The 17899-nt window shown below is 71.1% G+C and carries 23 protein-coding genes; 5 read left to right on the top strand and 18 right to left on the bottom strand.

Annotated features, from left to right (window positions below; genetic code table 11):
• The first annotated feature begins 50 nt into the window (after positions 1 to 50).
• Both ABZY44_RS18950 and ABZY44_RS18945 read left to right on the top strand, forming a co-directional pair.
• Positions 51 to 659 (top strand): alpha/beta hydrolase, encoded by a 609-nt coding sequence (locus ABZY44_RS18950; RefSeq protein WP_356655174.1) that lies wholly within the window; start codon positions 51 to 53, stop codon positions 657 to 659.
• Positions 656 to 1336, top strand: a complete 681-nt coding sequence (locus ABZY44_RS18945; protein WP_356655172.1) for a hypothetical protein — start codon at positions 656 to 658, stop codon at positions 1334 to 1336. The genes ABZY44_RS18950 and ABZY44_RS18945 overlap by 4 nt, the downstream gene beginning before the upstream one ends.
• Before the next feature lie 160 nt (positions 1337 to 1496).
• On the opposite strand, the gene ABZY44_RS18940 is transcribed toward ABZY44_RS18945, so the two are convergent.
• From ABZY44_RS18940 to ABZY44_RS18930, 3 genes are all read right to left on the bottom strand, one after another.
• The gene (locus ABZY44_RS18940; RefSeq protein ID WP_356655170.1) at positions 1497 to 2231 is read right to left on the bottom strand and encodes a hypothetical protein; all 735 of its coding nucleotides are present in this window, start codon (positions 2229 to 2231) and stop codon (positions 1497 to 1499) included.
• Between the two features lie 400 nt (positions 2232 to 2631).
• A complete protein-coding gene (locus ABZY44_RS18935) occupies positions 2632 to 3060 on the bottom strand; it encodes a DUF1992 domain-containing protein (protein WP_356655168.1) in 429 nt (142 codons plus the stop codon).
• A gap of 190 nt (positions 3061 to 3250) precedes the next feature.
• Positions 3251 to 3655, bottom strand: coding sequence for a nuclear transport factor 2 family protein (locus ABZY44_RS18930; protein ID WP_356655166.1), 405 nt, complete (start codon positions 3653 to 3655; stop codon positions 3251 to 3253).
• 189 nt (positions 3656 to 3844) lie between these two features.
• On the opposite strand from ABZY44_RS18930, the gene ABZY44_RS18925 reads away from it, so the two are divergent.
• Positions 3845 to 4405, top strand: a complete 561-nt coding sequence (locus tag ABZY44_RS18925; RefSeq protein ID WP_356655230.1) for a TetR/AcrR family transcriptional regulator — start codon at positions 3845 to 3847, stop codon at positions 4403 to 4405.
• A gap of 167 nt (positions 4406 to 4572) precedes the next feature.
• Here the strand turns inward: ABZY44_RS18925 and ABZY44_RS18920 are convergent, their stop codons facing one another.
• Positions 4573 to 5091 (bottom strand): ATP-binding protein, encoded by a 519-nt coding sequence (locus tag ABZY44_RS18920; RefSeq protein ID WP_356655164.1) that lies wholly within the window; start codon positions 5089 to 5091, stop codon positions 4573 to 4575.
• Between the two features lie 248 nt (positions 5092 to 5339).
• Here ABZY44_RS18920 and ABZY44_RS18915 point away from each other — a divergent pair, with 248 nt between their 5' ends.
• Complete coding sequence (locus ABZY44_RS18915) at positions 5340 to 6191, top strand: helix-turn-helix transcriptional regulator (protein WP_356655162.1); 852 nt, start codon at positions 5340 to 5342, stop codon at positions 6189 to 6191.
• Between the two features lie 11 nt (positions 6192 to 6202).
• Positions 6203 to 6400, top strand: a complete 198-nt coding sequence (locus ABZY44_RS18910) for a hypothetical protein (protein WP_356655160.1) — start codon at positions 6203 to 6205, stop codon at positions 6398 to 6400.
• A 52-nt stretch (positions 6401 to 6452) separates the two neighbouring features.
• Here the strand turns inward: ABZY44_RS18910 and ABZY44_RS18905 are convergent, their stop codons facing one another.
• The 14 genes from ABZY44_RS18905 to ABZY44_RS18840 all read right to left on the bottom strand — a co-directional run bounded on the left by ABZY44_RS18905 (position 6453) and on the right by ABZY44_RS18840 (position 17548).
• Entirely contained in the window at positions 6453 to 7091 is a 639-nt protein-coding gene (locus ABZY44_RS18905) for an OmpA family protein (RefSeq protein ID WP_356655158.1), read from the bottom strand.
• Between the two features lie 4 nt (positions 7092 to 7095).
• A complete protein-coding gene (locus tag ABZY44_RS18900) occupies positions 7096 to 7680 on the bottom strand; it encodes a hypothetical protein (RefSeq protein ID WP_356655156.1) in 585 nt (194 codons plus the stop codon).
• Between the two features lie 28 nt (positions 7681 to 7708).
• Positions 7709 to 8317, bottom strand: a complete 609-nt coding sequence (locus tag ABZY44_RS18895; protein WP_356655154.1) for a pilus assembly protein TadG-related protein — start codon at positions 8315 to 8317, stop codon at positions 7709 to 7711.
• Entirely contained in the window at positions 8314 to 8562 is a 249-nt protein-coding gene (locus ABZY44_RS18890; RefSeq protein ID WP_356655152.1) for a hypothetical protein, read from the bottom strand. Before ABZY44_RS18890 ends, ABZY44_RS18895 begins: the two co-directional genes overlap by 4 nt.
• Positions 8563 to 8672: 110 nt before the next feature.
• Positions 8673 to 9359, bottom strand: a complete 687-nt coding sequence (locus ABZY44_RS18885; protein WP_356655150.1) for a response regulator transcription factor — start codon at positions 9357 to 9359, stop codon at positions 8673 to 8675.
• Complete coding sequence (locus tag ABZY44_RS18880) at positions 9356 to 10546, bottom strand: ATP-binding protein (protein WP_356655148.1); 1191 nt, start codon at positions 10544 to 10546, stop codon at positions 9356 to 9358. Before ABZY44_RS18880 ends, ABZY44_RS18885 begins: the two co-directional genes overlap by 4 nt.
• Positions 10547 to 10551: 5 nt before the next feature.
• Positions 10552 to 11442, bottom strand: a complete 891-nt coding sequence (locus tag ABZY44_RS18875) for a DUF5936 domain-containing protein (protein WP_356655228.1) — start codon at positions 11440 to 11442, stop codon at positions 10552 to 10554.
• Between the two features lie 13 nt (positions 11443 to 11455).
• On the bottom strand, positions 11456 to 12394 hold the full coding sequence (locus ABZY44_RS18870) for a type II secretion system F family protein (RefSeq protein WP_356655146.1): 939 nt from the start codon (positions 12392 to 12394) through the stop codon (positions 11456 to 11458).
• Positions 12391 to 13740 carry a CpaF family protein gene (locus ABZY44_RS18865; protein ID WP_356655144.1) on the bottom strand — a complete coding sequence of 450 codons (1350 nt, stop codon included), beginning with the start codon at positions 13738 to 13740 and terminating at the stop codon, positions 12391 to 12393. Before ABZY44_RS18865 ends, ABZY44_RS18870 begins: the two co-directional genes overlap by 4 nt.
• A gap of 7 nt (positions 13741 to 13747) precedes the next feature.
• A complete protein-coding gene (locus ABZY44_RS18860; protein WP_356655142.1) occupies positions 13748 to 14107 on the bottom strand; it encodes a TadE/TadG family type IV pilus assembly protein in 360 nt (119 codons plus the stop codon).
• Between the two features lie 4 nt (positions 14108 to 14111).
• The gene (locus tag ABZY44_RS18855; protein ID WP_356655140.1) at positions 14112 to 14504 is read right to left on the bottom strand and encodes a TadE/TadG family type IV pilus assembly protein; all 393 of its coding nucleotides are present in this window, start codon (positions 14502 to 14504) and stop codon (positions 14112 to 14114) included.
• A 3-nt stretch (positions 14505 to 14507) separates the two neighbouring features.
• Positions 14508 to 15815, bottom strand: coding sequence for an AAA family ATPase (locus tag ABZY44_RS18850; protein ID WP_356655226.1), 1308 nt, complete (start codon positions 15813 to 15815; stop codon positions 14508 to 14510).
• Positions 15816 to 15831: 16 nt separating this feature from the next.
• A complete protein-coding gene (cpaB, locus tag ABZY44_RS18845; protein ID WP_356655138.1) occupies positions 15832 to 16533 on the bottom strand; it encodes a Flp pilus assembly protein CpaB in 702 nt (233 codons plus the stop codon).
• Between the two features lie 40 nt (positions 16534 to 16573).
• Positions 16574 to 17548 carry a hypothetical protein gene (locus ABZY44_RS18840; RefSeq protein WP_356655136.1) on the bottom strand — a complete coding sequence of 325 codons (975 nt, stop codon included), beginning with the start codon at positions 17546 to 17548 and terminating at the stop codon, positions 16574 to 16576.
• Between the last annotated feature and the right edge of the window lie 351 nt (positions 17549 to 17899).

Raw genomic sequence — 17899 nt, 5'->3', positions numbered from 1 at the left:
GGCGGTGGCCTCGATGCCCACCAGGGCCCCTGGACCACCGCGGCCGCGCCATGACCCAGGATCCCGGCCACCAGACCGCGTCGGTGCTCTGGCTCGGCTACGACGCGCCGCAGTCGATCCTCACGGACGCCACGAGCGACGGTTACGCCGAGGCCGCGAAGGACCCGCTGAGCCGGTTCCTCACCGGCGTCGACACCGCTCATTCCGGCGGGCCGGTGAACTCCACCGTCCTCGGGCACAGTTACGGCACGCTCGTCGCCGGACAGGCGCTGGCCTCCCACCCCGGCCTCCCCGTGGACAACGTCATCTTCGTGGGCAGTCCGGGTGTCGGCGTGGACCACGCGAAGGACCTGGGGGTCCCGCCGGACCACGTGTGGGCGGCAACGGCCGAGAACGACCTCGTCGACCTGGCCCCGTCGCCCAACGCCGTGGCGGGCGGGCTGCTCGGACCGCTGTGGCCGCCGGGCGTCATCGAGCTCGACGACCACTCGATCCTCTACGGGACCGACCCCACCACGGACGATTTCGGAGCGCGGACCTTCGATGTGGCGCCGGGGAAGGACGTCATGTCCGATGGACCCATGCCCGCACACTCGCAGTACTGGCAAGGCCAGTCCCTGAGGAATCTCGGTGGCATCGTGACAGGAAAGAACGGATGAGTCTGCGGAGGACGGCGGCCGCGGTGGTGATGGCGACCCTGGCTGCCACGGCGACAGCATGCGCGGGACAGCAGGATCAGGCGAAGGAGCCGAAGTTCTCGAAGAACGAACAGCAAGCCGTGACGCGTGCCGACGAAATCGTGCAGGAGGCGGTGTCGGGCATGTCTCCGAAGCCCACACTGGCTCCTATCGGGAACCATGCCGCCGGCTCCTGCCTGGCGGAGTTCGGTTCGGACAAGTTGGCTCAAGTAGCCCTGCGCTACCAGCTCAAGGACGTACCAGGTTCAGCCGGGAAGCAGCTGGTCCGGCAGGCCCGCGACGCCTGGGTGGCGAAGGGCTACAAGTTCGAGAGCGAGAAGACGGACGGCGACTGGTCCAAACCGAATCCGTTCGTCAGCATGCGCACCGGCGCCGACGATTTCTGGATGACCGCGGGCAATGGCGTCACGGACGAGGCGATCGGCGACGGGATCGCCTACATCACGGTCAACTCCTCCTGCTTCCCGAAGCCCGCGGAGAGCTCCTCCCCCGCCGCGCAGGGGCTGTCCTCCGAATCGTCCGTGTCGTCCGTGTCGTCCGTGTCGTCCGACGACGCCTCCCAGCAGCGGGTGCTCGCCCACTCCAGCCGGATCTACGACGCCTCTCGGCGCCGGGCGGCGCCCTGCAGGTCGGCGTGACCGGCCCGGCGGAGCCGGTGGTGCTCCGGGCGGAAGTCTGAGGCCCGAGGCCCCACGCAGGACCCGGGCAGGCATCCCGCCCATGCGGGCATGCCTGCGGGGCGCGTGCGGGGCGCCACCGGCTCCGGGGCGCCCCGCACGCTTGACGGACCGCTGGCCGTCAGGCCTTGCCCTTGAGGGAGCTCACGAGCTGGTTCGCCAGCTTCGTCGCGCCCGCGGTGCCCATGTCGGTGCCGCTGCTGACCAGCACGGTCACCACCGAGGTGCCGACCCGCGCGGCGACCAGCGTGGTGCCGCCCTTCCAGCCGGGGCTGGTCAGGGTGATGGCGAAGGCGCCGTCGCCCACGTCGGCCAGGGGCTTCTCGGTGACCGTCACCTTGGCGTGGGTCTGCTCGTCGGTGTAGCTCGGGCAGGCCTTGGAGATCGTGCCGAGCGCGGCGAGCACGGTCGCGGAGGTCGTGTCGCGGTAGACGTCGATCTCCTGGGCCTGCTCGGCGGAGGCGTCCTTGTCCACGTACGCGTCCTGCGCGAACGAGACTCCGGTGATCCCGGTGATCTCGATCCACGAAGTCCCGCCGAGCTTGCTGCAGTCGGGGGTGGGCACCGAGGCGGCTTCCGGCAGCTGGTAGCTGTCGCCGGTGTCGCGCGCGTCGGCCGGGTCGCGGGTGTAGCCCTTCGGAAAGAACGAGGCGGGCGCGAGCGCCGCCTTGAGCTGCGTACCCGTCAGCAGGCCCTTGTTGGGGCTGTCGTCGGCCGCGGCGGACGGCTTCGCGGCGGCGGACGACGAACCGGCGTCCGGAGCGGCGGTCTTCGGAGCGGCGGGGGAACACGCGACCAGCGCGAGGGGGAGCGCCGCGACGGCGAGCAGCCGCGCGGTGGGGGATATCAGACGCACGATGTGGTTCGACCTCTGTGTTCGAATGCATGGCGCACCGGATCATCCGGTACACCACGGTGTGGCTGAACACCGGATCGGCGCGGCCGCCGGCCTCTCGTGGCGCCACGCGGCGCCGGCGGCGACGGCAGCCGGCGGGCGGCGCGCAGCTGCGGGCACGGAGAGAACCGGTGGGGCAGGGCAGCGCGCGGCCCGGTGCGGATCAGCGAGGGGACCCGCGCATCACATCGGGTAACCGGGGGCGGAGCAAGGGGCCGACACATGTCTTTACCAGGGGATACGCAAGTCTTTCCCAAACCGGACCGACTGCGTCAGGATAGCGTCGGAGCTCCCGCACCATGCGGCGACACGACGGTGCACGGGCTTGGCCGTCGGGCCGTCGGGCCGCCGAGCCGCAGGCTCAGGCGCCGTCGGCCTCCCGCCCACGCAGCCCGTCCCGCTCCTCGCGCCACTGCGCCAGGACCGCTTCGACATCGAACTCGGCGAGGTTCAGCGGCGGACCGGGCGGCGGCATCCGCAGGGCCGCGCGGATCTTGATGTTGACCTCCGCCAGGATGTCCCGGACCTGGCGCTCGGTCCGGGCCGACCGGACCGCCTCCCGCGCGTCCTCCGCCTCCTTGCGCAGGGCGAGAGCCGGCGGGAGGACCGCGAAGCCCTCGCGGTGCAGTTTGCCCTTGATCCACCACAACTCGTCGTACGGGGCGTCGAGCGAGGCCAGCGGCTTGCCGAAACCGGGCAGCTCCTCGAACGCGCCGCGCTCCTCGGCCTGTCTGATCTGCCGGTCCACGAAGGATTCGAAGCTGACGCCAGGCGGTTTGCGGTCGGTCACGTTGCCTCCCCAAGGGTCTGCACCAGCATAACTCCAGCACCGGGAAACGCAGTTACTCACAGCGACCGACCCGGTGCGGACTGCACCGGGGTGGACTCCGCCAGCCCCGGGGCCGTCGAGGCAGGCCCGGTCACAGCGGCTGGAGCGCGTCTCTTCTGTGAGTTGATCAACGCACCCCCAGAGGCACGCCCTAGAGGCGGCGGTCCGCCTCGTCGATCGGGATGTCGTTGATGCTGGCCTCCCGGCGGCGCATCAGGCCGGCGGTGTCGAACTCCCACTGCTCGTTGCCGTGGCTGCGCCACCACTGGCCGGCCACGTCGTGCCACTCGTACTCGAAGCGGACGGAGATGCGGTTGTCGGTGTAGGCCCACAGCTCCTTGCGCAGCCGGTACTCCAGCTCGCGCTCCCACTTGTCGGCGAGGAAGGCGCGGATCTCGGCGCGGCCGGTGAGGAAGCGGTCACGGTTCCGCCAGGCGGAGTCCTCGGTGTAGGCGAGGGAGACGCGTTCGGGGTCGCGACTGTTCCAGGCGTCCTCGGCGGCCTGGACCTTGGCGCGGGCGGACTCCGCGGTGAAGGGCGGCAGGGGCGGCCGCACTGCGGCGGGAGTGCCGGAAAAGGCTGCGGAGCCATCGGGTGCAACAGGCCCGGTGGGCACTGCGGGCACGGCGTCGGTCATGGCGGGGGCCTCTCGACACAGGGGGAGAACGGTCGTTCTCACCTTAGAGAACGACCGTTCTCGCCGCAAGGGAATCTGTTCTACGCTGAGCTCATGTCCACCGCGCCGATGAACGACGAAGAGGCCCGCACCCGTCTCCTGGACGCCGCGGAGACGCTCTTCTACGCCGAGGGCATCCAGTCCGTCGGCATGGACCGCATCCGTGCGGAATCGGGCGTCCCGCTCAAGCGGCTCTACCGCCTCTACCCGGCCAAGGATTCCCTGGTCACCGCCTACCTCGACCGCCGCGACCGCCGCTGGACGGCCGGCCTGCGCGAGGCGGTCAGGGGCAGCACGGACCCCGTCGGGGCGGCCTTCGACTGGCTCGGCCGCTGGTTCTCGCAGCCGGACTTCCGCGGCTGCGCGTTCCTGAACGCGTACGGGGAACTGGGCGCGGGCCCCGCCGGCGTACTGGACGTCGTGCGCCGCCACAAGGCGGAGCTACGGGCCCTGCTGGCCGAGATCGCCGGTCCGGGCCGGGAAGGCCTGGCAGAGCAGCTGCTCCTGCTGGTCGAGGGCGCGACGGTGGTGGCCGCCCTGGAGCCCGGCCCGGGGGCGGCGGCGCGGGCGCGCGAGGCGGCGTACCTCTTGGTGCGCGCACAGGACGGGATGCGCGCGACTGCCGAGTGACGGCTGCCGAGTGACCGACTGACGCGTCACGACCGGCCAGGGAGGGCTCGTAGGCCCCGTACACGCCCCCCGTGACGGCCCCGAAGGGTGCCGCACCGGGCCCGGCACCCCGTACGGGGGAACGTCTCCGCGCCCGCGCCGCATCCGGCCGCCCGCTCCGGACCCCGTCAGGAGGCCAGGTAGCCGACGGCTCCCGCCACCGGCAGGCTCACCCAGGTCCGCGTTCCGCCGCCCGGTTCGCGGGACTCCCCGAAGCCCCAGGACCCGCCACAGTCCCGGACCACGGCGGACATCACCCGCAGGGCCGCCCGGCGGCGGGCCTCGCAGTGCGCGGCGAGGCGAGGGTGGGCGTGCGGGGCGTGGCCGTCGTAGACGGCGATGCGCAGGGCTCCCTCGCGGTGCCGGAGGGAGAGGTACAGGCTCCGCCCGGGGTTCACGTACCAGGAGGCGGCCACGAGTTCCCCCGCGACCTGCACGGCGGCGGGCGCGACCGGGTCGAGCCGGTGGGCGTGCAGGGCGGACCGTACGGTGCCGCGCGCGATCTGGGCGCTGTACGGCTCCCCGGGCACGGTCAGACTGCACGCCAGCTCGTCGGGGGATGGCGGCTCGCTGGCATCGGGTGAGGCCGGGGTCGGCGGACAGGGGAGGAAACAGCCGGGGGCGGCGGGCGAGAAAGGGTTGAGCATGACGGACTCCTGCCGGGACGCGGATGACGTGACCTTGGTTCGAGTTCGACGCGCACGAGTGGCTCGCATGGGTGGGGAGTAGTGGCTTGTCGCCGAGGCCGAGGCATGCTGCGGCGATGCACTTCCAACTCTCTTGCGTGAGCGGTGCATTACCGAATGTAGCGCGATGCGGGCCATTTTTGGCCCTCCTCTGGGAAGAAGTCAGCCGTTCGTGCGAGAGGGTGTGCCGACGCGCAAGACTGCACCCCATGACGGCGAGGACAGCTCCGACGGAGCGCCAGAAGCGGCTGGGGTACGAACTGCGCCGGATGCGCACGTCAGCAGGGATCTCCGCCGAGTTCGCGGCAGGCCTGCTGGGTGTGGACCGAGGTGCGATCTCCGCCATGGAGTCCGGCACGCGCGCCATCTCGCCCGAGCGGCTGCGCACACTGGCCTGCAACTGCCAGGTGGACGACGAGCGGTACATCGCCGGACTCACCGAAATGGCCCTGCCCGCCGGCCCGCGGTGGTGGGACCGCTACCGCGGGCAAGTGCCACAAGGCTTTCTGGACATCGCGGAGTTGGAGGCCCGGAGCATCCGCATGCGGGGCGCGCACTCCGTCCATGTGCCGGGACTGCTCCAGACCTCGGACCACGCCCTCGCCGTGTTCCGCATGGTCATCCCCGCCCTCCCCGAACACGAGGTCGCGCTGCGGCTGGCGCTGCGCGTCGAACGCCAGAAGGTCCTGGAGGGCGGGAACGCGCCCGCGTTCGTGGCCGTGGTCCATGAGGCCGCCCTGCGGATGCGGTTCGGCGGGCGCGCCGTGCAGCGGGCACAACTGGACCACTTGCTCCATCGCTCCGAGCAGGACAATGTGACGGTGCTTGTACTCCCGTTCGAGGCTGGCGGCTTTCCAGGCGCGGGACAGACGGTGCTCTACGCGGAGGGGCCGACGGCGCAACTGGACACCGTGCAGGTCGACAACTCGCACGGGCCTGACTTCCTCCACGCGGAGACTCAACTAGCGAAGTACCGCGCTCACTTCGAACTAATGGAAAGGCTCGCACTGCCGCCGGGAGCCTCCCGGGACTTCATCCGGACCGTCGCGAGCCAACTGTGAGAGGGGACACCGTGACCGACGTGACCTGGGAAGATCCGTTCTGCGGCGAGGGGAACTCGTGCTACCGGATCGGGGTGGACGGGGCCGGCAACAGCTACATCGCGCTCTCCGGCCAGGAGGACACGTACCTCACCGATACCCGCGAAGCGCTCCACCAGCTGATCCGGGACATCAAGGCCGGCAAGGCCGACCACCTCTTGGCGGACTGACCTGGGCAGCACGCCGCCCGGCCACGAAGGGCCGGGCGGCGACGTTCTACGCCTACTGGCCGGTGCCGCGCGGGAAGGTGATCTCGACGCGGCGGTTCTTCTTGCGGCCTTCCTCGGTGGCGTTGTCGGCGATCGGGTAGTCCTCGCTGTAGCCGCGCACGTCGAAGACGACGCTGGGGTTGGTCACGGTCTTCGACAGCTCGGCGTGGACCGCGTCGGCGCGCTGCTTGGAGAGTTCCTGGCCGTGCTCGTAGCTGCCCTGGTCGTCGGTGAACCCGAAGACGCGGACGCGGGTGGCCTTCTGCGTGTTGATCTCCTGCGCGATGGCCTGTATCCGCGCGGCGGCCTGGGCGTTGAAGACCGCGCTGTTCTCCGGGAACATCACCTCGGACTGCAGGGCCATCATGACGGTCTGGTTCGTCTCCTGCCGCCGCTGCTCACCGCCGAGGTCTTCGACCACTTCGGCGATGTCCAGCACCTTGATCGGCGCGAGGGTCCCGCCCTGGGGGATCTTCAGCCCGGGGGCGTTCGCGTCGATGGCTACGGGCGCGGCTGCGGACGGCTCTGTTCCGGGGGGTACGGACGGCTTGACGTCGTCCGCGTGGGCGCTCGTCGCGCCGATGAGGTGGGCGCCGGCGATGACGAGCCCGGTGACGGCTGTGGCAGCGGCTGTGCGGTGGCTTTTTGTCATGGGGTCACCCGGAGAGTTTGACGGTGGCCGTGGCGAAGGTGGGGAGGCTGAACTCAACCTCCGTGGTGCTGGCGGGAGGTGCCGGGAACTGCGCGAAGAAGGGCATCGTCTCTCCGGCGGCGACCGTGGAAACCCCTGTCGTACACAGGCACCTACCGTCCGTGTCACGCAAGACGTAGTAGCGCTTTTTCCCCGTCTTGTCGACAAGGGTCACGCCGGCAACCGATGTACCGCTGTCGGTGAGTTCGTTGCCGCGCCAGGCAGTCGTGTTCACGTAGTCGACCGCGCCTGAGTTCTTGAACTGACCGGCAACCGTGAGGAAGCCCCCGGCGTCACGACGAGCCGAGTTGATCGTGAGGGTCATCCCCGGTTCCCCCTCCATCGTGGCGAGAATCTCGGCCGGCGCGGCAGTCTGCTTTCCGTTGGAAGCCACCGGCTGGGGGGTGTCCTTGTCCCCTTGGGACTGCGACGCCGTCGGTTCCTTGGACTTCTCCCCGTCACCACCGCATCCAGCCAGCACGAGGGTCAAGACCGCCGCAACCACTACGGCCGCTCCCCCGCGGACCTTCACCATGTGCCGCATGCTCATGTGCGCTGCTTCCTTGTCTAGTACGTCGTCAGTCGACGAGTCGCACGCTGAAGAAGGTCCTCGCCAGCTGGGGCAACTTCCCTGGATTCAGCGGATCAAGCTTGATGTTCTCGTCGCCGTCACAGTTGATGTCGACCCTGGAGGGACCGCCCGCGGCAGGCAAGGACGAAGTGGGCGCGGGTCCCAGAGAGCAGCGCGGTTTGATCACCGCCGTAGCCTTGGCCGCCCCGTGGTCCGATTCCGTTCCCGGTACGACCGATTCGCCGATGGTTCCCTTCGTCGTCACAGTGACCCTGAACTCGGGGAGGGCTGCAACGCAAGTGGCTGTTGCGTTATTGCGTGCGGCGAAGCTCGTGGCCTTCGCACAGGCTCCCGACGGATCAAAAGCTTTCCCGCCGAGGAGCTCGTCCCAGTCTTCCGGCTTGAGATCGCCCAGGTTGCGGCCACTGAAGACCTTGTCCCGCGCCTCCCTGGCTGCCGCCAGCGCCGCCGCGTCGGCAGCACTCTGCGCATCGGCGCGAATGACACCTGCCCTGCCGATGACAAAGAGGGCCAGCGCGGCGAAGAGCAGGCCTACCACCACCATGATGTAGAGGGGGAAGGCTTGACCTCTGTCGCCGAGGCGGCCCACGCTCACTTGCCCGATTTGATGTCCCGGACCGCCGTCTTGATCTTGTTCGAGATATCCGTACCGATTCCGGACGCGGCGATCGCTCCGATGATCACTAGCACCACCAGGATGATCCCCAGGTATTCGAAGGCAGTCTGCCCACGGTCCATCCCCTCGTAGCGCTTGCGCGTCCGCGCCACAGCCGTATCCGCCCAGCCGTGCACGTGGATCTTCGCCTTCACAGCGGCTTTCAGCAGCGCGTTGTGTGACATGGGGGTTCCCTCCCGGTCGGGTGCCGCTGTCGATTTGCGGACGGTACGGCCGGACACCACCCGTAGCCAAGGGTCCCGGGGCCCAAATACGGACCCACTGCGCACTCCGTCTACCCATGGCCACTCACCCCTGGACGGGCCGTTCCCAGCCAGCGTGCTATCGCCTCGCTACGGGTAGTGCTCTGCAACTTGGCGAAAATGCGGTTGATGTGGTTCTTGACCGTCTTCTCACTGATGAAGCAAGCAGCGGCGATCTGCTGGTTGTTCATCCCCGAAGCGATCAGATCCATCACCTCCACCTCCCTCGAACTCAGCCCGAAGACAACAGAGTTGTGCAGACGCTCCGAAGAGGGTGTCACATTTCGTTGCGGCTGCGAAGAGGTACGGAGCTCCGCGAGCAGTGCGGCCGCCGCCGATGGCGTGAAATGGGGCAGGCCCTCGCGCGCATCTCGGACCGCACGGATCAGGTCATCGACGGTGAACTCCCCGTGCACCAGGTAGCCGCCCGCCCCCAACAGCAGCGCCTCCCGGACGATGTCCGGATCCCGGCTGTAGGTCAGCATCAGCACCGAGGCCAGTCGCACGAGGTGCGGAAGGGCCGAGATGCCGTCCACTCCCGGCATGCGGACGTCCAGCAGGATCACGTCCGGGGTGTGCGACCGGGTCAGGCTCAGCGCCTCGCGGCCGTCCGATGCCTCGGCCACCACTTCCAAGCCCTCGGCCGTGGCCAGAAGGGCGGAGAGGCCAGCCCGGACGACCGGGTTGTCGTCGGCGATCAGTACGCGAACGGGTGTCACCGCGCTCCCTCCAGGGCCGCCAGCGGGAGTTCCAGACGCACCTGCGTGCCCGCACCGGACGAGCACGCGCCGATCGACACGGCGGCACCGATCGCTTTCGCGCGTTCCGTCATGCCGAGGAGTCCGAAGTGGCCGCTCTTCGAGAGGGCGGGCAGGTCCACGGCACCGGCGAGGCCGCGGCCGTCGTCCTCGACGGACAGGGTGAGGTGCCCGGCGTCCACGGCCACCGAGACCGTGATGCGGGAGGCCCCCGCGTGCCGACGGGCGTTCTCCAGCGCCTCCGACGCCACCGCCAGCAGGTGACGGGCCACCGTGGCCGGGACCAACGGCAGCACCCCGGTCGCACGCAGCTCCGTACCGGCCGTCAGGGCACGGAGCTCGCCCAGGAGCGATACACCGGGCGGGTCCAGGTCCCGCCGGAGGTCCGTCAGCAGCGCCCGGGACTCCGCCGCCGCCCGGCGGGCCGCCACGGACAGCAGCTCGGCCCGGCGCCGTATCTCCGCCGGGTCCGTCGTCCGGGACAGGGCGTCCGCCGTCAGGGCCAGGCCGTGCAGGGTCTTCGACACCGAGTCGTGCATCTCCCGGGCCAGGTGGTCGCGTTCCGCCCGTACCGCCTCTGTCACCGCCAGGCGGGACCGGGTTTCCGTCAGGGCCTGGCTCGCCGCGCCGAAGCGGAAGAGGAGGTCACGCAGGCAGGATCCCGCCGCGCCCGCGACCAGGCACAACGCGGGCAGGACCAGCGTTCCCGACAGCGCCGCCACGGCGCCCGCCTGCGCCGCCGCGTAGAACGCCGCACCGCGCCGGCCGTAGACCAGCCCGGCCAGCAGCGGGGTGCACAGCGAGACGAGGCCCAGCGGGGACTCGGGGGTCGCCGTGACCAGGAGGAGGGCGCTGAAGCCCATGTCCACCGCCAGCAGCCAGCGGTGGCGCAGCAGCAGCGGGCCGAAGCGTTCCCAGGCGCGGAAGGGTAAGTAGGAGAGCACGAAGGTGAGGAGGACCGCGCCGGACACCAGGTACGTCGGTTCCCCGGGCGCCGTCCGTCCCAGCGCGAGCGGGGCGCCCAGTGCGGTCATCACGAGCCGGAACGCGAAGACCTGGCGGCACAGGGCCCGGAGCGCGTTCGACCGGAGGGCCGGGGACGGTGCCGGCGCCGTGCGGAGGGGACGGGCGAGGTCGAGGGTCGCCACGGCGGTCACCCGCCCCCGAACATCGCACCGAAGTCGATGTCCGCTCCGTACACGAACCCGCACACCAGCAGGATCAGCGTGCCGGGCAGCATGAAGGTGGTGACCGCGAACGTGGCCTTCGGAACGGCCCGCGCCGCCCTGCGCCGGGCGTTCTGGGCGTCCGTGCGCCGCATGTCCTCGGCGATCGCGATCAGTGTCTCCACGATGGGGGAACCGAGCTCCTCGCCCTGCTGGAGCGCGGTGACGAACTGCGCGACCTGTTCGGAGTCGTTGCGCCGGCGCAGGGCGTCGAAGGCCTGCCTGCGGCTGACGCCCATGTCCATCTGCTGCAAGGTGATCCGGATCTCGTCGGCCCACGGGCCCTCGTACTGTCCGGCGACCCGGCCCAGCGCCTGCCGGAAGCCGAGGCCCGCGCTGACGACCACCGCGAGGACGTCCAGGAAGTCCGGCAGGGTCCGCTCGATGTGGTCGCGGCGGATCCGGATCGCCGACCACAGGCCGGCCTCGATCCAGAAGAGCCCGAAGGCGACCATCAGCAGGGCCGGGACCAGCTGGCCGTTGAGGAGCATGGCGAAGGCGCCCAGGCCGCCGAGGAAGCCGTACACCGCGCGGCGCGCCGCGTAGCGGTCGATCGTGAGGCCCGCCGGGTTGCCCGCCGCATCGATCTGGGCGCGCTTGCGCGCCACCAGGGCGGGCCCCATCAGGCGCAGGACCATCGGCGCGTAGCGGATGCCCATCCTGTCGATCGCCGAGCCGACCGCCGTCGTCCGCGTGGCGCCCACTTCCAGGGCCAGGGCCAGGTCGGTGGGCAGTTTGGCGTCGGCGCGGTAGAGCCGGATGCCGTGGAAGACGCCGAGGACGGACACGGCCGCGGCCAGGGCCAGGAGCAGAGCGATCATGACGGGCCCCTCACACGTCGATCTTCGACATACGGCGGATGAGGACGAAGCCCAGGGTGAAGAGGCCGAGGGACACCAGTACGGCCGTCTGGCCGAGGAAGGCACCCGTCATCCGGTCCAGCGCGCCCGGCAGCATCGTGTTCACCAGCAGCAGCGAGCCCAGCCCGATGGCCGGCACCAGGTACGCCGTGACCGTCACCTGCGACAGCTGGGTCCGGATCTCACGCCGCGTCTCCTTGCGCTGCTCCAGCGTCACCGTCAGGTTCCGCAGACTGCCGACGATCGCGCCGCCCGCGCGCGCCGACAGGACGAGGGTGGAGACCAGGACGACCAGTTCGCGCGACGGGAGGCGGTCCGTGAGCTCGTTCAGGGACTCCTCGATGGAGTGGCCGATCGCGAGGCGGTCCGCGACCCGGGCCAGTTCCTCGCCCGCCGGGGCCTCCAGTTCCTCCGCCGCGATGCCGATGGCCGTGCGCAGGGCCAGGCCGGCCTGGGTGGCGTTGGCCAGGATGCGCGCCAGGTCGGGGAGCTGGTTGATGAAGCGCTCCGTGCGGCGGGTGCGCTGCCAGTTGAGGAAGGCGTTGGCCGCCCAGAGGCCGATGGCGCCCGCGACCGGGCCGAAGAACGGGGCCAGGAAGGAGGCGGCCGTCAGCCAGAGGCCCGCCACCGACATGAGCATGTACGCGAAGAACTCGCCCGGGGTGAGGTCCAGGCCGGTGGCCGCCAGCTTCAGCTCGATGCGGCGCCCGAGCCGGGTCCTGCGCAGCCGGCGGTCGAGGGAGCGGAAGCGCCGTACGCGGCCCAGCGGTTCGGGTGCTCCGCTCGCCGAGAGGCGGTCGATGAGGGCGGCGCGCTGGGCGTGGCCCTTGGAGTAGGCGTGGACGCCCCAGACCACGAAGAGGCAGGCCAGCAGGGTGGCGGCGAGGGTGAGGGAGACGTAGGGGTTCACAGGGCCGGGCCGCCGATCGTGCGCGAGGTGAGCGCGTCGCCCGGCAGGGCCACGCCGAAGGCCTGCGGGACCGGCTGGCTGTTCATGTAGAGGCGGTCCGCGATGCGGCGCGGGAGGGGGTGGTACGCGAAGTAGCCCTGGACCCGGCTGTCCCCGCCCATGGGCTGTGGGACGAAGCGGCAGACCGGGACGATGCGGAAGGGTTCGCGGCCGTGCGAGTCGAGGATGGAGATCTCGGTGATGCGGCGCGTGCCGTCGCCGAAGCGGGTGAGCTGGACGACGACGTTGACGGCGCTGTTGATCTGGTCCTGGAGCGCCTCGAAGGGGATCTCGACCTCCGACATGGAGGCGAGGGTCTGGAGGCGGGTCAGGGCGTCCTCGGAGCTGTTGGCGTGGACGGTGGCGAGGGAACCGTCGTGGCCCGTGGACATCGCTTGGAGCATGTCGAGCGTCTCGCCGCCGCGGACCTCGCCGACGATGATGCGGTCGGGGCGCATGCGCAGGGAGTTGCGGACCAGGTCGCGGATGGTGATCCGGCCCTTGCCTTCGACGTTCGCCGGGCGGGATTCGAGGCGGATGACGTGGGCCTGCTGGAGCTGGAGTTCGGCGGAGTCCTCGATGGTGATGATGCGTTCGCCTTCCGGGATCAGGCCGGAGAGGGCGTTGAGGAGGGTGGTCTTGCCGGTACCGGTGGCGCCGGAGACGATCACGTTCATCTTGGCCGCCACCAGCCCCGACAGGAGCAGGAGCATCTGCTCGTCCAGGGAGCCGAGACCCACCATCTCGTGCAGGGTGAACGCCCGGGGGAAGCGGCGGATCGTGAGGGTCGCGCCGGTCAGGGACAGCGGCGGGATGATGACGTTGACGCGCTCTCCGCTGGGGAGGCGGGCGTCGACCATCGGGTTGGCCTCGTCCACGCGCCGGTTGACGGTGGAGACGATGCGCTCGATGGTCTGCATGAGCTGGTCGTGCGAGGCGAAGCGGAGCGGGAGCTGCTCCACGCGGCCGGCGCGCTCGACGAAGATCTGGTCGGGGCCGTTGACCATGATCTCGGAGATGGTCGGGTCCTCGAGGAGCGGTTCGAGCACGCCGAGGCCGAGCGCCTCGTCCACGACGCGGCGGATGAGCTGCGCGCGCTCGGCGGTCGACAGGACGGGGCCCTCGCGGCTGATGATGTGGCCGAGGACGCGTTCGAGGCGCGCCCGGCGCTCCGCGGGCGCGAGCGCGGACATCTCGGCGAGGTCGATCTCCTCGAGCAGCTTGGCACGGTACGAGGAGACGAGCCGGCCGTCCTCGCGGGGGCCGTGGCGGTCGTCCGGTGTGTTGACCCGGGAACGCAGGCTCATGGTCTCGTCACCCCTTCGGGTCGTCGTTGGGCATGGTCACGGTCGCGGTGGCGGGCTCGAAGGACAGGCCGGGGACGAGGGACTTGACGCTGATCGTCACCTTGGCGGTGACCGCGTCGGCGGTCGAGGAGACGGACACGTCCGGATTCAGGCCCGCCTTCACCGCCGCCGCGCCCGCCGCGGCACCGCCCTCGCCCGTGCGGGCCTGTACGCGGGCGGCCGTACGCGCCGCCGTCTGCGCCTGCTGGTGCACGTACGCGGCCCAGCCGAGCTGGATCCCGCACAGCGCCACGAGGAGGAGGACGGGGATGAAGCCGATGTACTCCAGGGCCACTTGGCCCCGGTCCGAGCGAACGCGCCGTCCCATGCCGTCAGTCCTCCCTCTCCATCGCCGCGCCGGCCGTGCCGTCGATCGAGCCGAAGCCGAGGCCGGGGTACAGCACGGGGATCCGCAGGGTGACGGTCGCCTTGTAGACGTTCCCCGACGCACCGCAGTCCACGGACATGGCCCAGCCGTCGCCGATGTACTTGCCCGCCGCCGTCCGGCACTCCGCCGCTCCCTTGACCGCCCCCGCCCGCGCCGCCTCGTCCGCCGCGTTCCCGGCGAGGGAGAAGGCGTAGCCGATGAGCACGCACTCCCAGACCGCCGCCACGAGGAGCAGGATCAGCGGCACCGTGCCGACGAACTCGACCGCCACCTGGCCGCGGTCGCCCCCGCGCGCACGGATGCGGCCCCGCCCGCCCGCGGGTCTGCGCCCGGGCACCGTTCAGCCCTCCCGGCCGCGCCGCAGCCACGGCCCCAGCGAGCCCCGGTCGCCGCCGCGGAGCCGGGCCACCGGCCCGGAGCCGCGCACCGCCAGCGCGGCGCCCGGCTGCTCGGGGGAGACGGCGGGTTCGGTGTCCTGGGGGGTCAGCAGGCCCAGTTCCCCGGCCACCGCCCACAGGGCCTGCTTCACCGTCGAGCGGTTGTCCAGGTCCTGGACCCGTCCCGCGTCCACGACCGCCTGGAGTTCCTTGAAGGCGGCCGGCACGGGGGTCCGTACGGAGCGGGTCTTCGTGATCTTCTCGATCAGGGAGGGCTGGATCTCGGTGTGCTTGGTCCAGCGGTTGACGACCATCGAGGTGTCCTGCGCCTTGCGGACCTGGAGCCGTTCCCACATCCGGACCATGCGCTTCGCCGCCCGTACGGCGACCACGTCCGGGGTGGTGACGAGGACGGCGACGTCGGCCATCTCCACGGCGGCCGCGTTGGCGCCGGTGACCTGGGTCCCGCAGTCGATGACGACGAGCTCGTAGCGGGCGCGCAGCGCGCCGAGGATGTGCCGGGCGGCCCGGTCGTCGACCTCCTCGCCGCGTTCGCCGTCGGCCGGGGCGAGGAGCAGGGCCAGGCCCGTCCGGTCGTCGTAGACCGCGTCCTGCAGGACGCGCGGGGAGATGTCCTGGATGCCGGCGAGGTCGGCGATGGAGCGGCGGAACTGGACGTCGAGGTACGAGCCGACGTCGCCCGCCTGGAGGTCCATGTCGACCAGGGCGGTGCGCCGGCCCGCGGCCGCCGCGGCGAGGGCGAACTGCACGGCCGCGAAGGTGGCGCCGACCCCGCCCTTGGCCCCGGTGACCGTGACGACCCGGCCGCCCGGCCCGGCGGCCGCCTCCGGGCCGCGGCCCAGGTGGCGGCGTACGCCCACGGACCACTGGGCGGCGGCCTGGACGCGGGCGGCGAGTTCCTCGTAGGTGAGGGGGAGCCCGACCAGGCCGCGGGCGCCCGAGTCCATGGCGGCGGAGAAGAGGGCCGGGCCGGCGTCCGAGGTGACGAGGACCACACCGACGGCCGGGAAGCGCAGGGCGACCTCGCGGACGAGGTCCAGGGCGGGGAGCGGACCGATCCGCTCGTGTACGAGGACCACCTCGGGCAGCTCGTCGATCGACTCGCCGGCGAGGCGGCCCAGCATGTCGAGGAGGGAGGTGGAGTCGGCGACGGGGGCGGCCGGTTCGGCGCCCGGGAGCTGGCTGAGGAGGGCGGCGATGACGCGGGCGGCTTCCGGGTCGCCCACCGCGGGGAGGATTCGGGTGCTCAGGCTGCTCATCCGGGCCTCACTTGTCCCCGTCGAGGGTGTACGTGCGGTCGCCCGGGCCGGGCGCCGAGTCGGTGCCGGGGGCCACGAGCGCGAGGCGCACGTGCTCGGCGAACGACTCGGCGTAGGCGACGCGCTGGGTGTCCTTGGTGTTCAGGGCGAAGGTGATCGGGACGGCTTCGGCCGGGCCCTTCTTGTCGCTGTCCTTGTCGAGGGGGGTGAGCTTGCCGACGTTGATGACGCGCGCGTTGGCGACGATGATCACCGAGCGGGACGGATCGGTGTCCTTGGCTCCCTTGAAGGTGGCGATGATGTTGACCTTCGCCCCCGAGGTGATCTTCCCGGCCACGCCGGTGGCCGCGTCGATCATGATGGCGATCTCCTGTTCCCCCGGCTGGAGCTGCGGCTTGTCGACGAACATGTCCGCCTGGAGCAGCGACCCCTTGCGCAGGGTGGTCAGCGCGATCTTGTCCTTGAGCTGGCCCAGATCGGTGACGGCCGTGTCGGACAGCCAGCGCCTGGGGACGGAGACCTCCTCGAACTGGCCCGCCGTCAGCTGGCTGTACGGGGCTATGTCGCCCTTCACGCGGTACGCGACCACCTCGGCTCCGACCTTGGAGTTGACGTCGCCGATCAGTACGAGGACTCCGCCGAAGGCCGCCAGGGCGCACAGGACCGACAGGAGCAGCAGGATGACGCCGCGGCGCTGGCGTGAATTCATGGCCGTACCTACCTCGCCGTTCTTCGTTCGTTCGGGGCGGTCATCGGAGTCTTGATCGGGAGCGGGCGACGGCGCCCGCGGTGGTGCCGGGTCCGAGGGGCTGCGCGGAGCCGGCGGCGGACGCCGCGCGGGCGGGGACGGCCGGGGCCGACGGCGCCGTCAGCGGAGCGGAGCAGAATCCGCAGCGGTCACCGATGAGTTCGAAGCCGCACCAGCGGCACTCCTCGCGGCGGACCGAGGCGACGAGCTGGTAGAGCACCGACAGGTCCGGGATGCCCGCGGCGAACTCGACCAGCTTCGGCGTGGCCCACCAGGCCGCCGAGTCGGCCGGAAGGGGATTCTCCATGACGCCCTGGACCTGCCAGGCGGGGGCCAGTTCGGAGACCACCCAGTCGGAGGTGAGCTGGCCGCGGGCGAAGGTGAGGTGGGTGGCGAACTCGGGGCCCGCGGGCAGCGCCCCGCCGCCGCGCGTCCCCCCGCCGTGGGCCCCGCCCGATCCCGATCCCAGCTTGACCAGGTACGGCACCGGGTTGGCCACGACCGCGAACTGCGCGTTCGACGCCCACGACTTGGCGTGCGCCTTCAGCCCGACCGGTACCCGGTCCAGCTTGGCCACCGAGCCCAGCAGCGCGCCCGCGTAGATGTAGTGGGAGAGCAGCCGTGCGGCGGACGCGAGGACTCCGGGGCTGAAGTCGCAGACGCTGAGCTGGCACAGCTGACGCACCAGCAGGGCGGTGGCCAGCGGCGGGAGGTCGATGTCGAGGAGGGCGATCCGGTCGGTCTCCAGGACGGCCCGTACGGTGTGCAGCCGGCGGAGCGCCGTGGCCGGGAGCCAGGTCGGCACGAGGACCACGAGGTGGCCGTGCCGTTCCAGGAGCGCGGCCGTCCGGGAGAGCGAGCCCTCGAGGTCGAGCTGTCCGGGCGGCGGCAGCACGGCGGCGGGCGGAGTGTGCCGGTCCGGGGCCGGCAGCACCAGATCGGCGCTGGTGACAGCAATGGCGGTCGGCACGCGCATCCCCCCGTTCACCCCGTACCCGGCGGACGTTCACCGCCCCGAAATCGCCCCGCGAACCGCTCCGGACATCACGCCGGAAATGCCCCGGAATCTGCCCCGGAGCCGACGCCCTCGCGTCCGCACGCGGACCGCGCACCGGCTGCGCGACCGCAAATGACCAGCCCTTCGCCCCCTTGCCCCAGCACCATATCCGCGTCCTCCCTGGCAGGGCAGGGGCTTGCTGATTCCCGTGCCACGAGCACGCGTCGCAGGTGGCGGGAAACCCGGACAACAGGGATCGGACGGCGTCCGGAGAGCCGATTGGTTCAAGCCATATCGCAAACACCCTTGACAGGGTGATTGGACTAGACC

Source organism: Streptomyces sp. NPDC006544, from assembly GCF_040611715.1.
Classification (GTDB): Bacteria; Actinomycetota; Actinomycetes; order Streptomycetales; family Streptomycetaceae; genus Streptomyces.
This window is presented reverse-complemented; position numbering and strand designations above follow the sequence as displayed.